Consider the following 17709-nt stretch of genomic DNA (forward strand, 5'->3'; position numbering starts at 1 on the left):
GACGGTGATCCTCGTCAGCCCACGGCGCCGGAGGGCGACATGAGCCGCAAGGACAAGAAGACGGTGCTCGCCGGCGGGGCGGTCGTGCGGCGGGTGCGGCCGGGCAGGGACCCGGAGGTCCTGGTCATCCACCGCGAGCGGTACCGGGACTGGACGCTGCCCAAGGGCAAGGTCGAGGCCGGGGAGTCGGTCGTGGCGGCAGCGGCCCGCGAGGTCCGGGAGGAGACGGGGGTGACCATCCGGCTCGGGTCACCCCTCGACACGGTGCTCTACCCGCTCAGCTCGGGCGCCACCAAGGAGGTCCGTTACTGGGCGGGCTCTCCCCTGGAGGTGACCAAGCGCGCCCCCGACGACGAGGTCGACGTGGTGTCCTGGCTGCCGGTGAAGGCGGCGCTGCACCGGCTGAGCTTCGACCACGACAAGGAGCTGGTCCGACAGCACCTGGAGCAGCCGGCGACCACGACGTTGATCCTGGTCCGGCACGGCAAGGCGATGGAACGCAAGGACTGGTCGAAGAAGGACACCCTCCGCCCCCTCGGTGCGCGCGGCCGCAAGCAGGCCCGTCAGCTGGTCCCGTTCCTGACCGCGTACGGGGTCGAGAACCTGATCAGCTCGACCGCCAGCCGGTGCCTGAGCACCCTGGAGCCGTACGCCTCCGCCGCCAAGATCGGGATCGAGACGCACGACACCCTGACCGAGGAGATCGGCACCGCCGACCCCGACGGCGTCGTCCGGCTGGTCGGCAAGATCCGGGAAGGGGTGGTCGCCGCGGGGCTGCCGACAGCGATCTGCGTCCACCGACCGGTGCTCCCCTCGATCCTGGAGGCCCTCGATCTCGCCCCGGCCACCCTGGCCACTGGTGAGATGTTGATCACCCACCTGACCGCCGACGACGTGCACGCGATCGAGCGCTACCGCCCGCAGGCCTGATCGCCCAGGCCGGCGCGGCCCTCCGGCGTGCTGAGGAGGAGCGAGGAGAGGCGTTCTTCTCCTCTTCGAGAGATGACGAAGGAGCCTGGCCTGGGGGCGGTCCAGCGAGTGCGGGAGACACCGTTTGTCTGTTGTTCATTCAACCGTCCCCGACCGGTCACTGGACCTGCTTAGCGTCCGCGACGGAGCCACCGTGGCTCCCATGCTCACCAGACTGAGTCAGAGTCTGACAAGGGGAACGAGTGAAGATCTCTCGCAAGGGCGCCGCGTTGGCGCTCGCCACCGCCACCGTGCTGGCCATGTCCTCCTGCGCGGCCAACGAGGGCGGCGCAGCCCCGGGCGGCTCGACCGAGTCGGGAGCGAGTCTGTCCGGCACGCTCACCGGCATCGGAGCCTCCTCCGCCGCCACCGCCCAGGAGACCTGGGCCGCCAGCTTCCAGACCAAGAACCCCGACGTCACGGTCAACTACTCCCCGGACGGCTCGGGGGCCGGCCGGGAGGCGTTCGCCGGGGGCGGCGCCGACTTCGCCGGCTCCGACCGGGCCATGAAGCCCGAGGAGATCACCGCCGAGGCGTTGACCGCGTCGCGCTGCGACGCCAGCCAGACCGCCATCAACCTGCCGATCTACATCAGCCCGATCGCGGTCATCTACAACGTCGACGGCGTCAGCGACCTGAAGCTGGACGCCACCACGCTGGCCAGCGTCTTCGCGGGCAAGATCACCAAGTGGAACGACCCGGCGATCGCCGCGCTGAACGACGGCACCACGCTGCCGGACCTGACCATCACCGCCGTGCACCGCGCGGACGACTCGGGCACCACCGAGAACTTCACCGAGTACCTGCACGAGGCCGCACCGAAGGTGTGGACCTCGGAGCCGGACGGCGAGTGGCCGCTGCCGGGTGGCGAGGCCGCCCCGCAGACCTCCGGTGTGGTCGACACCGTGACCAACGGCAAGGGGACCATCGGCTACGCCGACGCCTCCAAGGCCGGCGAGCTCGGGGTCGCCTCGGTCAAGGTGGGCGACAAGTTCCAGAAGCCGACCGCCGAGGCCGCGGCCGCGATCGTCGACGCCTCCGAGCGGGTCACCGGTGACGGCCGCTCGGCGAACGACTGGACGATCGAGCTCAACCGCACCGCGGAGGGCGAGGTCTACCCGATCGTGCTGCTGTCCTACGCGATCGCCTGCCAGAAGTACAAGGACCCGGCCACCGCCGAGCTCGTCAAGTCCTACCTGAGCTACGTCGCCTCGGCGACCGGCCAGCAGGACGCGGTCAAGACCGCCAAGATGGCGCCGCTGTCGTCGAAGCTGTCGGCCGACGTCGAAGCCGCCGCCGCGACGATCTCCTGATCTCGTTCGCACCGTCGGTCGCGGCCCGTCGCCGCGGGACGTGACCGACGGTGCGCACGATCCACCATCTGGACCCGGAGAGACCATGACGCAGCTCAAGCCCGACCAGGCCACCAACTCCGCCGTCGACCGCAGCCCCGTACCCTCTGAGCAGAGGAACGGCCGCGGAGGGGGCACCATCAAGAAGGGCACGGTCCGGCGACTCGGGGATCGGGTCTTCCAGGGCCTCTCCACCGGGTCCGGCGCACTGATCCTGATCATCCTGGCGCTGGTGGCGGCCTTCCTGCTCTGGCAGGGTCTGCCCGCCCTCACCGCACCGGCCGCCGACCTGCCGTACGGTCCGTTCCCGCAGTTCGTGGCGCCGCTGATCTTCGGCACCGTCTGGGCCGCCACCCTGGCGCTGATCATGGGCGTGCCGGTGGCCATCGCCATCGCGCTGTTCATCTCCCACTTCGCGCCCCGTCGGCTGGCCGCGGGTCTCGGCTACGTGATCGACCTCCTGGCCGCCGTGCCGTCCGTGGTCTACGGCCTGTGGGGCATCGGTGTGCTGGCCCCGGCCCTGCAGCCGGTGTTCGTCTGGCTGACCGAGAACCTCGGCTTCATCCCCTTGTTCGCCGGCACGGCCTCGGGCACGGGCCGCACCATCCTCACCGTGGCCGTGGTGCTGGCGGTGATGATCCTGCCGATCGTCACCGCGCTGAGCCGGGAGGTCTTCCTCCAGGTCCCGCGGCTGCACGAGGAGGCTGCCCTCGCCCTGGGAGCCACCCGCTGGGAGATGATCCGGATGGCGGTGCTGCCGTTCGCCCGACCCGGCATCGTGTCCGCGTCCATGCTCGGCCTCGGCCGCGCCCTGGGCGAGACGATGGCCGTCGCGATGGTGCTGTCGCCGTCGGCGATCGTCTCCTTCGCCCTGCTGACCTCGCAGAACCCCAGCACGATCGCCGCCAACATCGCGCTCAGCTTCCCGGAGTCGTACGGCCTCGGGGTCAACCAGCTGATCGCCACCGGTCTGGTGCTGTTCGTGATCACCCTCGGGGTGAACATGATCGCCCGGGCGATCGTCAACCGGCGCAAAGAGTTCTCGGGAGCCAACTGATGACCACCACCACCCCCACCCTCACACCGGTCCGGCTGACCGCCGGCCGGCTGCCGTCCTGGACGACGGGGATCGTGCTCACGCTCGCCCTGCTGGCCTCGGCGACGCTGTTCTTCACGACCGGCTCGCCCGGTCTGGTCCGCATCCTGCTGGTCGGCGCCCTGATCTTCACCGCGGTGATGGTGGTGGCCTCGCTCGCCGTGGAGGGCAGCCGCAAGGCCAAGGACCGGCTGGCCACCATCACGGTGACCAACGCGTTCGGGCTGGCCCTGCTGCCGCTGGTCTCGCTCGTGATCTCGGTGATCCAGAAGGGGTCGACCCGGTTCGACCCCCAGTTCTTCACCTACTCCATGCGCAGCGTGGTGGGCGAGGGCGGTGGCGCCGTCCACGCCATCACCGGCACCTTGTGGGTGACCGGCATCGCGACGCTGATCTCGGTGCCGATCGGCATCCTGGCCGCCATCTACCTGGTCGAGTACGGGACCGGCACCCTGGCCCGCTCGATCACGTTCTTCGTCGACGTCATGACGGGCATCCCCTCGATCGTGGCCGGCCTGTTCGCGTACGCGCTGTTCGTGCTGTTCTTCGGTCCCGGCACCAAGTCGGGTCTGGCCGGCGCGGTCGCCCTGACCGTGCTGATGATCCCGGTCGTGGTGCGCTCCATCGAGGAGCTGCTCAAGATCGTGCCCAACGAGCTGCGCGAGGCCTCGTACGCCCTCGGCGTGCCGAAGTGGCTGACCATCGTCAAGGTGGTGCTGCCGACCGCGCTGGCCGGGATCGTGACCGGCGTGATGCTGGCGGTGGCCCGGGTGATCGGCGAGACCGCGCCCCTGCTGATCGCGGCCGGCTTCACCCAGAGCCTCAACAACAACCCCGTCAGCGGGCCGATGATGACGCTGCCGGTGTTCGTCTACCGGTCCTACATCGACCAGGGCAACCCGGCCTCGGCCTACCTCGACCGCGCCTGGGCCGGCGCACTGACCCTGATCCTGATCGTGATGGTCCTGAACCTTGCGGGGCGGCTGGTTGCGGCCAGGTTCGCCCCCAAGGCCGGGCGCTGAGCGACGAACGAAAGGCAACGCACAGATCATGTCGAAGCGCATCGAGGTCAACGACCTCAACGTCTACTACGGCAACTTCAAGGCGGTCGAGGACGTCTCCCTGACCGTCGAGCCGCGCACCGTGATGGCCTTCATCGGCCCGTCCGGTTGCGGCAAGTCGACCTTCCTGCGGACACTGAACCGGATGCACGAGGTGATCCCCAAGGCGTACGTGGAGGGCTCGGTGAAGCTCGACGGCGACGACCTCTACGGCCCCGGCGTCGACCCGGTCCGGGTCCGGCGCCAGGTGGGCATGGTGTTCCAGCGGCCCAACCCGTTCCCCACCATGTCGATCGGCGACAACGTGCTGGCCGGGGTGAAGCTGAACAACCAGCGGATGTCGACCTCCAAGAGCAAGGAGCTGCTGGAGGGCTCGCTGCGCAGCGCCAACCTCTGGAACGAGGTCAAGGACCGGCTGGACAAGCCGGGCTCCGGTCTGTCCGGCGGTCAGCAGCAGCGCCTCTGCATCGCCCGGGCGATCGCGGTGCAGCCCGAGGTGATCTTGATGGACGAGCCGTGCTCGGCCCTCGACCCCATCTCCACGCTGGCCATCGAGGACCTGATCGGTGAGCTCAAGGAGAACTACACGGTGGTCATCGTGACCCACAACATGCAGCAGGCCGCCCGGGTCAGCGACATGACGGCGTTCTTCAACCTGTCGGCGCAGGGCAAGCCGGGTCGCCTGATCGAGATGGGCACCACGGACAAGATCTTCTCCAACCCCGACCAGAAGGCCACCGAGGACTACATCAGCGGCCGCTTCGGCTGAGCGACCGGGCCCGGGTCGGACGCGGACGGTCGGGCTGCGCGCGCAGGCTCTGCGTGTGCCGGCCCGGACCTCGCCTCGTCCTCGAGGTGCGCCCCTCCTGGTTCGTCGGCGGATAGCGTGCCCGGGTGCCGTCGTTGCCGCGTGCGTCCAGCCGGTCGGGCCGGGTCGGGGTCCGCTGGTTCGTGCCGTTCACCCTGGCCTGGGTGGCGCTCTGGACGGTGCAGCTGACGCCGTTGCAGCTCCTGATCCCCCTGCAGCTCAACACCCCGGGTGACGCCGACGGCTGGATCCGCGGAGTGGTGCAGTCCGGTCTCGTGCTCGGTGTCGGCGGACTGGCGGGGATCGTCGCCGGACCCCTCGCGGGTGCGCTGTCCGACCGTACGCGTTCGCGCCTGGGCCGCCGCCGACCGTGGGCCCTGGCCGGCACCGCGCTCGCCACCGGGTCCCTCGCCGCTCTGGCCCTCGCCGCCGGCCCGCTGGCGGTGGGCGGCGCCTGGGTAGGGGTGATGGTCGGCTGCGCCGTCGCGTCGTCGGCGTTCACCGCCCTGATCGCCGACCAGCTCACGGGTCAGCGCGGGGCCGCCTCAGCCGCGGTCGGGTCGGCGCAGGCCGTCGGCATCGTGCTGGGGGTCGGGGTGGTCGTGGTGTCCGGGGTGGGTCTGCTCGGCGGCTACCTGCTGCTCGCCGGGCTGATGGCCGTCGGCGGCACGCTCGGCGCCCTGGTGCTGCCCGACCCCAAGCCCGACGAGCCCGCCCGGCGCTCCGCACCCGCCGCCCTCAGCGTGACCTCGGACGTGCTGGGTGACCGCAACTTCGTCCAGATGCTGCTCGGCCGGCTCGCCGGCAACCTCGGCAACGCGCTGGGCACCGGACTGCTGCTGTTCTTCCTGATGTTCGGGATCGGTCAGCCACCGGCGGACGCGGAGGACAACCTGCTGCTGCTGATCGTGGTGTACACGGTGTTCGTGGTGGCCGCGTCCGTGATCGGCGGCCTCGTCTCGGATCGCACGGGCCGACGGAAGTCGATGGTGGTCGTCTCCGCCCTGGTCCAGGCGGTGGCCGCCATGATCATCGCGGTAGCGCCGACCCTGCCGGTGACGCTGGTCGCCGCCGCGCTGATCGGTGTCGGCTACGGGATCTTCAACGCGGGCGGCCTGGCCCTGGCCACCGATCTGCTGCCCGGTGACGACGCCAACGCCCAGGACCTCGGCCTCGTGAACGTGTCGGCCAACCTCGGTCAGCTGCTGGGTCCGGTGGTGGGCGCCGGTCTGATCGCGGCCGTCGGGGGCTTCTGGCTGCTGTTCGCCGCCGCCGCGGTGTTCTCGGCACTGGGAGCGGCGCTGACCGCGACCGTCCGGGTGCCGGCGCCCCTCGCACCCCCGCGCTGACGCACTCCTCCGGTCGCTCGCGCACCCCCTGCACCGCCCGCCTGAGTGCACGGACGCGTGCGTCAGCCGACGAGGTGGCCGGGGGGCCCACCTAAACTGCCTGCGTGAGTACGCAGGCAGGCTGGTATCCCGATCCGGGCGGTGTCGCGCACCTGTACCGCTACTGGGACGGTCAGGCGTGGTCGGCGGCCACCTCCCCGAACCCGCAGGCCCCGCCCCCCGCCCAGGGGCTGGTCCAGGGCATGCAGGGCGGCAGCCCGGCGGGCGGGCAGACCGGGGGCGGCCCGTCGTCCGGTCCAGGTCCGTACGGCCAGCAGGGTTCCTACGGCCAGCAGGGTTCCTACGGTCAGCAGGGTTCCTACGGTCAGCAGGGCACACCGGGTCAGCAGCCGTACGGGCAGAGCGCGTACGGCCAGGGCCAACCCGGCGCGTACGCGAGCTTCCAGGCCGCCCAGCGGCGCCGGTCGCCGGTCGGGTGGTGGATCGCCGCCGCCGCCCTGCTGGTGGTGATCGTGGTCGTCGGGGTGATCGCCGTCCGGGCGATCGGCGGCGCCGGCGGAGGCACGACCGGCGGACCCGGCCAGTCGTCCCAGGACGTCTGCCCGACCAGCTCGGCCGAGCCGAGCACCGACCAGCCCAGCGCCGACCCCGCCGACGGACGGGTGCACGGCGGCCCGATCTCCTACCCGCGGCTCGGCTCGCCGTGGTCGGCCCCCCTCGACGACAACCGGGTGCCGTTCGGGCGCGATGTGCAGAAGCAGCAGGTCAACGACCAGAGCAACTACGACGGCAAGGGAAGCGGCTGGGTCGCGTCCATCCTGGTGGCCGAGCTGATGGCCGGCGACGGCTTCTACACCCCCGAGCAGGGGGCGCAGATCGTGGTGCGCTGCATCCTCGGGAAGTTCTACGGCAACAACCCGGTGACCAGCGACGTCCAGGTCAGCAAGGCCCTCACCGTGGACGGCCGCGAGGGCTGGCTGGTGGAGTCGCAGCTGTCCTTCGACATCCCCGGGCTGACTGCCAAGGGGGAGCTGCTGATCGTCGCCGTGGTCAACGCCGGCGCGACGTCCGGTCTGTACTACGCCTCGATCCCCGACACCAAGCCCGAGCTGGTCAAGCCGGCCCGGGACACGCTGGCCGCGCTCAGCGTGGACATCTGAACAGGGTCGTGCCCACCCGGGCTGATCCCCGCCACCCACCCCTGATCCTGCGCACCTGAGCGGATCGAGCCCGCTGAGCTGGTCACCTGAGCTGGTCCAGGGGCAGCGACGGTCGCCGGCGGCAGCTCAGCAGTCGGCCAGGCCGCGCCGGTCCTTGAGCTGCAGGACGCGCCGGGTCGACGCCTCGACGGCGGCGGCCAGCTCGGGGTCGTCTCCCGCCTCGTCGACGAGGGCGTCGGCCATCCTCGCGGCCAGGGCCGGATCACCCACGATCGCCAGGTCGCCGCCCGCCCGGACGAACCGCAGCATCCGCTGGCCCGGACTCACGTCCTGCATGGCCACCGCGGCCAGGTCGTCGGAGATCACCACCCCGGTGAAGCCGAGGTCGCCCCGCAGCATGCCCGTGATCACAGCCGGTGAGAACGCGGCCCGCCGCGAGCGGTCGATCCTGGGGTAGAAGGCCGAGGACACCATCACCATGTCAGTCCCGGCGTCGATCCCGGCCGCGAACGGCTTCAGAGAGGGGTCGCGACGGGTGGTGGTGTCGTCGACCACCTGGCTGGTGACATCGGTGTTGCCGAGCACCCGGCCCAGACCGGGGAAGTGCTTCAGTGACGTGGCCATCCCGGCGTCGTCCATCCCGCGGACGAACGCGCTCACGTGAGACGCCACCGCTGACGGATCCGACCCGTACCCCCGACGCAGCACCCCGACCGGCTGGTTGCGGTTCTGCAGGTTCTTCGGCACCACGTCGGCGACCGGGGCCAGGTCGGCGTCGACGCCGGCCCGCTTCAGCTGCCGACCCCAGCGGGCCGCGTCGCTCTCGAGCTCGGCGGGCGGGTCCTGCGCCTGCCGCTGCGCGGACGGGATGCGGTCGAAGCCCTTCCCCTGCAGTCGCTGCACCTGACCGCCCTCCTGATCGGCGGCCACCAGGGTCTCGATGTCCCCCGGCGTGCGCGCCGCCCGCCGGGCCCGATCGATCACCGACGCCACCCGGTCGACCCCGGCCGTGGTGTTGCCCAGCAGCAGCACCGAGCCGGCCCGGCTGTCGTCGATCGCGTTCGCGGCACCGGAGCTCACGCCGCCGGACGAGACGGCCACCATCAGCAGCTGGCCGACCTGGTTCCGCAGGCTCAGCGACCGCGCCAGGTCGGCGCAACGGACCGTCGCCGGTGTGGGGGTGGCGGTCGGCCTCGGGGTGCCGGGCTCCGGGGTCGAGGGGCGGGCCGGCGTCGGGGAGGCGAGGGCGGACGGCGAGACCGGAGCCGCGCTCGCGCTGACCGCCGACGAGGGCGGGCGGGGCTCGGCGGGCGTGGTCGGGGTCGGTCCTGCGCCGGGTACGGTGCCGCAGGCGGCCGCGGTCAGACAGGCGGCGAGAGCCAGGACCAGCGGTCCGGTGCGCTCGGGACGACCGGGACGAAGGACGCCGGTGGGGCGGGTGCCCGAGTGCGGCGTCCGCCGACCGGTCCTCACTCGGCGGACCGGCCGTCCAGCGGCAGGGCCAGCAGCGCGTTCTCCACCACCTCGGCCATCGCCGGGTGGATCCAGTACTGGCCGCGGGCCACGTCGGGGGCCGCCTGCCCGAAGCTCATCGCCTGGATCAGCGGCTGGATCAGGGACGACGCGTCCGGGCCGATCAGGTGCGCCCCGAGCAGCAGACCGGTGGCCGGGTCGGCCAGCAGCTTGACCACATGCTCACCGGTCTCCCCCAGCGCCCAGCCGTAGGCGGTCGACGCGTACGCGGTCTGGCCGACCACGTAGCCGATCCCCTGCTCGAACGCCTGCTCCTCGGTGAGCCCGACGGAGGCCACCTGCGGGGAGGAGAAGACGGCGTGCGGCACGTAGCGGTGGTCGGAGGCGATCATCGCGTCGGGGTGCAGCAGGTTGTGCTGGACCACCCGGGCCTCGTGGTTGGCCACGTGCTTGAGCTGGTGGTGGGAGCTGACGTCGCCCAGGGCGAAGATGCCGGGGTGCCCCGTCTGCTGGTGCTCGTCGACGACCACGTAGCCGTCGTCGTCCAGCGTGACACCGGTCCGGTCGAGGTCCAGCCGGTCCCCGTTGGGGATCCGACCGGTGGCCAGCAGCAGCACGTCGGCGGTCAGCGTGGCGGGTCCGTCCGGACCGTCGACGTCGACCTCGACACCCCGCTCGGCGCGACGGGTCGCACGCAGGGTGTGCTGCAGCCGGAGGTCGACCCGCCGGCCCATGGCCTCGGTGAACCGGGACGAGATCTCCGCGTCCTCCTGGCGGAGCAACGCCTTGCCCCGCGCCACCAGGGTGACCTCGGTGCCGTACGCGGAGAAGACGTGGGCGAACTCCGCAGCCACGTAGCCGCCGCCGACGATGATCATCGACCGCGGCAGCTCGGGCAGCCGCATCACCGTGTCAGAGGTCTCGTAGGGGGTGTCGGCCAGCCCGTCCGCCGAGGCGATCCGCACCCGCGAACCGGCGGCGATCACGAACCGGTCGGCGGTGATCTCGGTGCCGTCGTCGAGCCGCAGCCGCGCGTCGCCGACGAAGCGGGCCTGCTGGCGGAACAGGCGGATGTTGCGGCTCTCCGCCCGGTAGCGCTCGCCGGCCGCGGAGATCGGGTCGATCCGGCCGAACACGCGGTCCCGGACGTCCGCCCAGCGCACCCGGTCGAGGGTCAGATCGACCCCGAGCGGGCCGGCGTGCTCGGGTGTGCGGGCCAGGTCGGCTGGGTGGACGTACATCTTGGTGGGGATGCAGCCGACGTTGAGGCAGGTGCCGCCGAACGTCCCGCCCTCGACCAGCGCGATGCTCCAGTCGTCGAAGCGGTCGTCGGGGATGGAGTTGGCCGAGCCGCTGCCGATCAGGCAGAGGTCGACGTGGGAGGACTCGGGCACGCCCCCATCGTGCCAGCCGCGGCGACGGCGTCGTTATCCCTGTATTTCCTATGGTGAGAAAGGGGATTGTGCGTTGTGGACGAACCGGCTACCTTCTGAGTCAGGTCATGAGTGCCAGCGTCAAGCCCCGGCTCGCTGGCCGGCAACCCTCCTGCACGGTGGGGTGCCCCGGGTGAGGACCGGGCCGATCGGACGTCGATCGGCAAGCGTCGCACGAGGAGAACCACGATGATCCCGACCCTGCACTCTCGACGGCACGTCGATCTGCTCCGGGTGTCGAGCGCGGCCTGTCGCTGCGTCCGCGCAGCCTGACAGCCCGTACGACCGTCCGCGGCCCGCGTGCCGCACACCGAGAGAGAACGCATCGTCATGACCCGTCATCCCCTGTCCCCGAGCCCGTCGACCCGCAAGAACCGCCCCCGCCGCAACCTGGTCGAGATCGCCACCCGGCTGTCCGGTCAGCGCGAGCTGTGGGAGCCGCTGGTCCGCTACGACCCCATCTCGCGCTACTACGCCCGGCTGGCCAAGGAGCCCGACTTCGAGGCCTGGCTGTTGACCTGGGTGCCCGGCCAGGGCACCGAGTGGCACGACCACGGCGGCAGCGCCGGCGCGTTCGTCGTGGTCCGCGGCGAGCTCACCGAGCGATCAGCCACCGTGGCCCAGGACGGGCCGCCGTCGGTCGTCGACGAGCCTCGGGTGCTGAGCGACGGATCCCTCCGGGCCTTCGGCACCAAGCACATCCACCGGGTGACGAACAACGGGCTGGAGCCGGCGGTCAGCGTGCACGTCTACGCCCCCGCCCTGGTGGAGATGACCAGCTACGCCGAGGACGGCCCGCGCCTGTGGCAGACCGGGTCGCAGCTCATCGGGGTGAACTGGTGAGCGTGGCTGCGCCCGCGGATCACCATGGGGTGCCGGTCCGACCGGCCTGGCCGATCTGGTCGGACCCGCCCGCGTCCCGGCGGCCCGCCCGGTCGATCGACGACGTGCTGGCGGAGGCCCGATCCCGCCTGGTCCGGTTGACGGTCGGCCAGGCCCGCCGGGCGTCCACCGAGCACGGGGCGGTCCTGGTCGACATCCGGCCCGCGGCCCAGCGCGTGGCCGAGGGCGAGCTGGCGGAGGCGGTGGTGATCGAGCGCAACGTGCTGGAGTGGCGGTTCGACCCGGCCAGCGACGCGCGGCTGCCGTACGCGGCGTACGACCTCGAGGTCATCGTGGTCTGCCAGGAGGGCTACACCTCGAGCCTGGCGGCGGCTGCCCTGCAGGAGCTCGGGATCTGGCGGGCGACCGACCTGATCGGCGGCTACGCGGCCTGGCGCGCCGCCACCGAGGACCGGGCCTGATCAGAGCGCGGGCTCGGCCCGTCGCCACAGCAGCCAGGCCGACATCCCGATCACGGCGAACAGCGCCGCGAGCAGGTAGCCCGCGTACTGGGTGTTCGCCTCGGCGATCGAGGTGAGGAAGCCGACGTCGAGCCCACTCTGCTCGGTGAGCAGAGTGGCCACGGCGATGGCCCCCACGATCAAACCGGAGGCGATACCGATACCGGTGATCAACAGGTTGTAGTTGATCTTGCGTCGCGGGTCCTCCTGAGCAGTGGTGTACATCCGCAGCATCATCAACCCGTTGAGGGTGTCCCCGAGCGTCATGGCGGCGGTGAACAGGATCGGCAGGCAGAGCAGCGAGATCGTCGGGGCGCCGGCCAGGGCGGCGCCGGCGGTCAGGATCATCAGACCGATCTGGCTGCTGGTGTCGAACCCCAGGGAGAAGAGGAACCCGATCACGTAGACGTGGCGGGGGTGCCGGATCCGGCGCAGCGGCGCCGTCAGCACCCGCGCCGCGGGCCCGCGCGGCGTGAGCGCAGCCGGGTCGATCTCGAGGTCGGGGTCGGCGGCCAGCGCGCGCTTCAGACGGAGGGCTTGACCGAAGGTGGCCAGGTTGGCGACGGCCACCAGGATCAGGTAGAGGCCCGAGATGCTGAGTCCGATGATGCCGAGGGTCCGGGCCAGGCCGGAGCTCTCGTCCAGGGCGGTGCGGACGATGCCCGCCCCGGCGATCACCAGGACCCCACTCAGGACCACGACGGTCGAGTGGCCGGCCGAGAACGCCAGCCCGACCGAGGCCGGGTCCCGACCCTCGGAGACGAACTTGCGGGTCGAGTTGTCGATCATGGACACGTGGTCGAAGTCGTAGGAGTGCACCAGGCCGCGGAAGTAGGCGATGGCGGCCACACCGACCGTCACCGCGCCCGCAGCGCCCGAAGCGACGCCCAGACTGAGCAGCCCGAGACCGAGCACGTGCAACGCGATGATCACCGCGAAGGCGGCACCGACCCGGAACCGGAAGGAGCGCGAAGCGCGACCCTGCGTGGTGAGCAGCGAGCGCCAGCCGGTGGACGGCGCGGATGGCGCCGGTTGCTGAGTCGTGGCAGCCTTGCTCATGAGTCGCGCCGGGTGGCCGAGATGCTCATGCTGGGACCCTACGGACAATCCGTGTCCGAGTAAACACACGTTCTGTGGCGGTGGCCGGTCCACATTCGGTGGGCACCAGGGCGAGGAGGAGGTCAGCGGTGGTGGAGTCGGAGGCCGAGCAGGTCGCCCGAGAGGCGGTCGCCTTCGCCGGTGACGACCTGCCGGACGTGATCGACCGGTTGGCCGCGTTCTCCGACCCGACCCGGCTCGAGCTGCTGATCGCCATCCACGCCGCCCCCGGCGCCCCGGTCAAGTCGCTGGCGGCGGCTACCGGGCTCGCCCCCAACACCGTCACGCAGTCCCTGGTGTCCCTGCGCGGTGCGGGCCTGGTCACCAACACCCGCGATGGCCGGCTCAGCCGCTGGCAGCTGTCGGACTCCGCCGCGCATGCTCTCCTGCACCACCTGGGCGCTCCCCACAGCGCCCTGCACCCGCCGCACTGACCCCCGGGAGGGGCGGGCGGGCTGAAGCTGGCGGGCTGAGGCTGGCGGGCTGAGCGGGCTGAGCGGGCCGAGGCTGGCGGGCTGAGGCGGGCGGGCTGAGGCGGGGCTGGGTTCGAGCGCGTACGGGCTCCGAGGGGTGCGGGGCCTGACCGTTCCTGACTCCGCGGCGACATCCGGGCACGGCGGCGGCGTACGAGGCGACCGTTCGTGACTTAGCGGCGACATCCAGGCACGGCGCCGAGGTCCGAGGCAGCCGTCAGTGACTCGCCGGCCACACCCGGGTGCGTCGGAGGCGTACGAGGCGACCGTTCGCGACTCCCCGGCGACACCCGGGCACGACGCAGACGTCCGAAGCAGCCGTCAGTGACTCCCCGGCGACATCCGGCTCGTCCGTGACGACGGCACCCACCCGTTCCCACCGCCGAGTCACCAACGGTCGAACCCACGGCCGTACGGGTCGCACGTTCCTCACCGCCGAGTCACCAACGGTCGAACCCGCAGCCGTACGGGGTCACCGTTCCTCACCGCCGAGTCACCGACGGTCAATCCGGCGACGTACACGCGCGCAGCCGCAGGAGTGCAGGGGCAGGAGCCCTGCCCGAGGATCTCAGACGCCCGCGTACGAGTGCAGACCCGAGACCAGCAGGTTGATGCCGACGAAGTTGAACCAGAAGGACGCGACGCCGATCAGGGCGATCACGGCCGCCCGGGTGCCACGCCACCCGGCCGTCGAGCGGGCGTGCAGGTAGCAGGCGTAGACGACCCAGGTCACCAGGGCCCAGGTCTCCTTCGGGTCCCAGCCCCAGTAACGGCCCCAGGCGTACTCGGCCCAGATGGCACCGGCGGCCACGGTGAACGTCCAGAGGGGGAAGGCGAAGGCCATGAACCGGTACGCGTAGAGGTCGAGCTTGCGGGCGGTCGGGATCCGGCTGAGGTAGCCGCCCACCGTGCCGCGCTTCTCCACCCGCTGCCGGATCAGGAACAGCACGGTCAGCAACCCGCCCACGTTGAACGCGGCCCCGGAGACGGCCGCCGCGCAGATGTGGATGACGAACCAGACCGAGTGCAGCGCCGGCACCAGCGGCGCCACGGCCACGTAGAACACGGTCACGGCCAGACCGTTGCCGACGGCGGCGAGCAGGGTGACCGGCAGACCGAGCCAACGGGCTCCGGTCCGCCACACCATCACCAGGTAGACCGCGACGATCAGCACCATCGCGGTGATGGTGAACTCGAACATGTTGCCCCAGGGCGGCCGTCCGGCGCCGATGCCGCGGAGCGCGGTGCCGAGGATGCTGCAGAGGAAGCCGACGACGGTCAGGGCGACCCCGATCCGGCCCCACAGCTCGACCTTCATCTCGGCCATCCGCTGCTCGACGGCGGCCTCGGCCGAGGTCTCGACCCCGTCCGCCCCAGCCCCCTTCGCCCCAGCACCGCTCGCTCCGGCACCGCGGGAGGACGACCGGGACCCGGCTCCGACCAGCTCGCGCGCCTCGACCTGCTCCTCGGCCGGCGCCTTGCGGGCCGCAGCCCACTCGGCGGCGTGCGCCGTCATGGCCAGCAGGTAGACCACCACGGAGGTGACCAGGGCTGCACTGGAGTAGTACTCGAGGTTCACGTGTTCTCCTTCGACCCACCCGTGGACGACCCGTCCACGGCATCCAGCTCCGCCGTCGGCGGGCCGAGCTCGTCGGCCAGCTCGGCGACGTCCTCGGTGAGCCCGGCTCGGGCGTCGGCCCGGTCGAGTCCACCCACCTCGATCAGCCTAGGTCCACCTTCAGCAGCGCGCACCCGCACCCAGACCCGCCGGGGGCGGACGAACAGCGACAGGCAGAGCCCGAGCACAGCCGTCGCGATCGACCCGAGCACGATCGCGACGCCCGGGGTGTCGCTCAGCTGCAGCTTCACCCAGCGAGCGACACCGGTCATCTCGATCGTGCCCTGCCCGTCGGGCAGCGTGTAGCTGGTCCCGGGCTTCAGCAGCACCCGGAGCGGATCGCCCTTGGCGTCCTTCAGCTGGGTCAGCCCGGCGGTGTCCAGGGAGTAGACGTTCTCGGGCAGCCCGGTCTCGGTCTTCGGTGGACCCGTCCAGACGTTGACGTAGAGCGCCGGGTCCAGGGCGTCGGGGAAGATCGACCGCGGTCCCTGTTCGTCGACCTTCGCGGTCGGTGCGAAGATGCCCTCGAAGGCGAGCCGCCGGGGCCGCCCGTCGGGGGCCTTGATGACGCCGGCCGAGGTGAAGTTGCCGTCCTGGGGCAGGAACACCACCGGACCCGAAAAGGCGACGTCGCCTGCTGCGTCCTTGACGGTCACCACGGGGGCGTACCCGTGCCCGATCAGGTGGACGGTGGTGCCGTCCACGTTGAGCGGGTGGTTCACCTCGATGGTCTTGCGGTACGGCGTCGCTCCGGGCCGGTCCGTCACGAGGGTGTCGAGCTCGAACAGGCGGGCGGCGCCGGTCTGCACCGGGCCGGTCTCGAAGGCCACCCGGAACTGCTCCACCCCGATCGTGAACGGCTGCAGCTGGTCGTCGGAGAACCAGGCCCCGGTCGTCAGGTCGTCGTACTGGGTGATGTTGTTGGCGAACCCCTGGCCCACGATGACCACGCTCGTCCCCCGGAAGCCGTAGAGACCGCCGACCGCCACCCCCACCAGCAGGGTCAGCAGGCTGAGGTGGAAGACCAGGTTGCCGGCCTCCCGCAGGTAGCCCCGCTCCGCCGAGACCGACCCGTCGTGCCGAGCCACCCGGTAGCGGGCGCCGCGCAGCTTGAGCGCGGCGAGCTCCAGCAGCTCCTCGTCGGTCTCGTCGACCGGTGCCGGCGCCGTCGCGTACGCGGGCAGCCGGGACAGGTTCCGCGGCGTCCGCGGCGGCGGCGACCGGAGGGCCTTGGCGTAGACCATCACCCGGGGGACGATGCAGCCGACCAGGGAGACGAACAGCAGCAAATAGATCGCGGAGAACCAGGCCGACGTGAAGACGTTGAAGAGCCCGACCTTGTCGTAGATCGGCCCGAGGGTCGGGTGCTGGGTGATGAAGTCGCTGACCCGGATGGGGCTGACGTCACGCTGCGGGATCAGCGAGCCGGGCACCGCGGCGACCGCCAGCGCGAACAGCAGCACCAGCGCCGTGCGCATCGAGGTGAGCTGGGTCCAGAGCCAGCGGAGCCCGCCGAGCGGGCCCAACGTCGGCGCCAGGTCACGACCGCCCCGGTCGTCCCCGCGGACACCCCCGCCGATCACGCCGTCGCGGCCCCCGCCGCCATCGGCTCCGGCCTGGGTCGGCGGCGCCCCGCCGGCTACCGTCCCCGACGCCTCACCGGCCGCCACCACGTCGTCCTCGGACCGCGTCCGCGGCCGGTCGTCGGTCTCCGACTGCGTGTCGGTCTGCGTCACGTCCACCACTCAGATCACCGTCTCGAAGCTGCCGACCCAGACGGTCAGGCGGGCCATCAGCTGGTCCCACAGCCCGGTCACCAGCATCAGACCCACCGCCACCATCATCAGTCCACCGACCCGCATCACGGCGACCTGGTGCCGCCGCAGAACACCGACCGTACGTGTCATCGCCCCGAAGGCCAGGCCCGCGACCACGAACGGGATCCCCAGCCCGAGCGCGTACGCGAAGCCGAGGGTCCCTCCCCGCAGGGCCGTCCCCTCGTTGAGGCCGAGGTTGAGGACCACCGCCAGCGCCGGACCGATGCAGGGCGTCCAGCCGAAGGCGAACACCGCACCGAGGACCGGGGCCGCGGCGAGACCGGCCGCCGGCAGCCGCTGGATCCGCAGGTCGGCACTGCCCAGGCTGACCACACCGGCGAAGGCGAGGCCGAGCACGATGATCACCACTCCGAGCACGCGGGTGATCACGGTCTGGTACGCCAGCAGCAGGCTGCCCAGGGAACCCACAGCGACACCGGTGATCACGAACACCAGCGCGAGGCCCAGCACGAACAGGCCCGTGCCCAGCAGCATCCGGCCGCGCCGGTGGCCGGCGGCCACGTCCGCGGCCCCCACCCCGGTCATGTAGGACAGGTAGCCCGGCAGCAGCGGCACCACGCACGGCGAGAAGAACGAGACCAGGCCGGCGAGCAGCGCGACGGGGACGGCCAGCGCCATCGACCCGCCCAGCGCCTCGG

General features: G+C 71.6%; 17 protein-coding genes and 1 riboswitch. Of the genes, 11 read left to right on the top strand and 6 right to left on the bottom strand.

The genetic code is table 11. The features are described from left to right. Positions 1-39 precede the first annotated feature (39 nt). From ABD714_RS21200 to ABD714_RS21230, 7 genes are all read left to right on the top strand, one after another. Positions 40-930, top strand: a complete 891-nt coding sequence (locus ABD714_RS21200; protein WP_344814451.1) for an NUDIX hydrolase — start codon at positions 40-42, stop codon at positions 928-930. Between the two features lie 242 nt (positions 931-1172). Next, the gene (gene pstS, locus ABD714_RS21205; RefSeq protein WP_344814452.1) at positions 1173-2282 is read left to right on the top strand and encodes a phosphate ABC transporter substrate-binding protein PstS; all 1110 of its coding nucleotides are present in this window, start codon (positions 1173-1175) and stop codon (positions 2280-2282) included. Positions 2283-2367: 85 nt separating this feature from the next. Further along, the gene (gene pstC / locus ABD714_RS21210) at positions 2368-3378 is read left to right on the top strand and encodes a phosphate ABC transporter permease subunit PstC (RefSeq protein WP_344814453.1); all 1011 of its coding nucleotides are present in this window, start codon (positions 2368-2370) and stop codon (positions 3376-3378) included. Then, positions 3378-4439, top strand: a complete 1062-nt coding sequence (gene pstA, locus ABD714_RS21215) for a phosphate ABC transporter permease PstA (RefSeq protein ID WP_344814454.1) — start codon at positions 3378-3380, stop codon at positions 4437-4439. The genes pstC and pstA overlap by 1 nt, the downstream gene beginning before the upstream one ends. A 28-nt stretch (positions 4440-4467) precedes the next feature. Further along, positions 4468-5247 carry a phosphate ABC transporter ATP-binding protein PstB gene (gene pstB, locus ABD714_RS21220; protein WP_344814455.1) on the top strand — a complete coding sequence of 260 codons (780 nt, stop codon included), beginning with the start codon at positions 4468-4470 and terminating at the stop codon, positions 5245-5247. A gap of 125 nt (positions 5248-5372) precedes the next feature. Then, on the top strand, positions 5373-6635 hold the full coding sequence (locus tag ABD714_RS21225; protein ID WP_344814456.1) for an MFS transporter: 1263 nt from the start codon (positions 5373-5375) through the stop codon (positions 6633-6635). Positions 6636-6739: 104 nt separating this feature from the next. Next, entirely contained in the window at positions 6740-7795 is a 1056-nt protein-coding gene (locus tag ABD714_RS21230; RefSeq protein ID WP_344814457.1) for a DUF2510 domain-containing protein, read from the top strand. 126 nt (positions 7796-7921) lie between these two features. Here ABD714_RS21230 and ABD714_RS21235 read toward each other — a convergent pair whose 3' ends face one another. Then, a complete protein-coding gene (locus ABD714_RS21235) occupies positions 7922-9268 on the bottom strand; it encodes a glycoside hydrolase family 3 N-terminal domain-containing protein (protein ID WP_344814458.1) in 1347 nt (448 codons plus the stop codon). Continuing rightward, entirely contained in the window at positions 9265-10662 is a 1398-nt protein-coding gene (locus ABD714_RS21240) for a mycothione reductase (protein ID WP_344814459.1), read from the bottom strand. The genes ABD714_RS21235 and ABD714_RS21240 overlap by 4 nt, the downstream gene beginning before the upstream one ends. Positions 10663-10765: 103 nt before the next feature. Continuing rightward, positions 10766-10877, top strand: a riboswitch (SAM riboswitch). Between the two features lie 13 nt (positions 10878-10890). Here ABD714_RS21240 and ABD714_RS23120 point away from each other — a divergent pair. From ABD714_RS23120 to ABD714_RS21250, 3 genes are read left to right on the top strand one after another with little or no spacing between them, the layout of a single operon-like run. Beyond that, on the top strand, positions 10891-10974 hold the full coding sequence (locus ABD714_RS23120) for a putative leader peptide (protein WP_425562437.1): 84 nt from the start codon (positions 10891-10893) through the stop codon (positions 10972-10974). Between the two features lie 57 nt (positions 10975-11031). Next, entirely contained in the window at positions 11032-11544 is a 513-nt protein-coding gene (locus ABD714_RS21245; protein ID WP_344814460.1) for a cysteine dioxygenase, read from the top strand. 2 nt (positions 11545-11546) lie between these two features. Then, on the top strand, positions 11547-12005 hold the full coding sequence (locus ABD714_RS21250; RefSeq protein ID WP_344814461.1) for a rhodanese-like domain-containing protein: 459 nt from the start codon (positions 11547-11549) through the stop codon (positions 12003-12005). On the opposite strand, the gene ABD714_RS21255 is transcribed toward ABD714_RS21250, so the two are convergent. After that, positions 12006-13103 carry a HoxN/HupN/NixA family nickel/cobalt transporter gene (locus ABD714_RS21255; RefSeq protein WP_344814462.1) on the bottom strand — a complete coding sequence of 366 codons (1098 nt, stop codon included), beginning with the start codon at positions 13101-13103 and terminating at the stop codon, positions 12006-12008. A 128-nt stretch (positions 13104-13231) separates the two neighbouring features. On the opposite strand from ABD714_RS21255, the gene ABD714_RS21260 reads away from it, so the two are divergent. After that, complete coding sequence (locus tag ABD714_RS21260; RefSeq protein ID WP_344814463.1) at positions 13232-13576, top strand: ArsR/SmtB family transcription factor; 345 nt, start codon at positions 13232-13234, stop codon at positions 13574-13576. Positions 13577-14183: 607 nt separating this feature from the next. Here ABD714_RS21260 and ccsB read toward each other — a convergent pair. Genes ccsB through ABD714_RS21275 form a run of 3 tightly spaced genes read right to left on the bottom strand, consistent with a single transcriptional unit; the run spans position 14184 to position 17689 of the window. After that, positions 14184-15194, bottom strand: coding sequence for a c-type cytochrome biogenesis protein CcsB (gene ccsB / locus ABD714_RS21265; protein WP_344814464.1), 1011 nt, complete (start codon positions 15192-15194; stop codon positions 14184-14186). Then, a complete protein-coding gene (resB, locus tag ABD714_RS21270) occupies positions 15191-16969 on the bottom strand; it encodes a cytochrome c biogenesis protein ResB (RefSeq protein ID WP_344814465.1) in 1779 nt (592 codons plus the stop codon). Before resB ends, ccsB begins: the two co-directional genes overlap by 4 nt. A 9-nt stretch (positions 16970-16978) precedes the next feature. Further along, positions 16979-17689, bottom strand: a complete 711-nt coding sequence (locus ABD714_RS21275; RefSeq protein WP_344814549.1) for a cytochrome c biogenesis CcdA family protein — start codon at positions 17687-17689, stop codon at positions 16979-16981. Between the last annotated feature and the right edge of the window lie 20 nt (positions 17690-17709).

Origin of the sequence: Microlunatus aurantiacus, from assembly GCF_039536605.1 — a bacterium.
Taxonomy (GTDB): domain Bacteria; phylum Actinomycetota; class Actinomycetes; order Propionibacteriales; family Propionibacteriaceae; genus Microlunatus; species Microlunatus aurantiacus.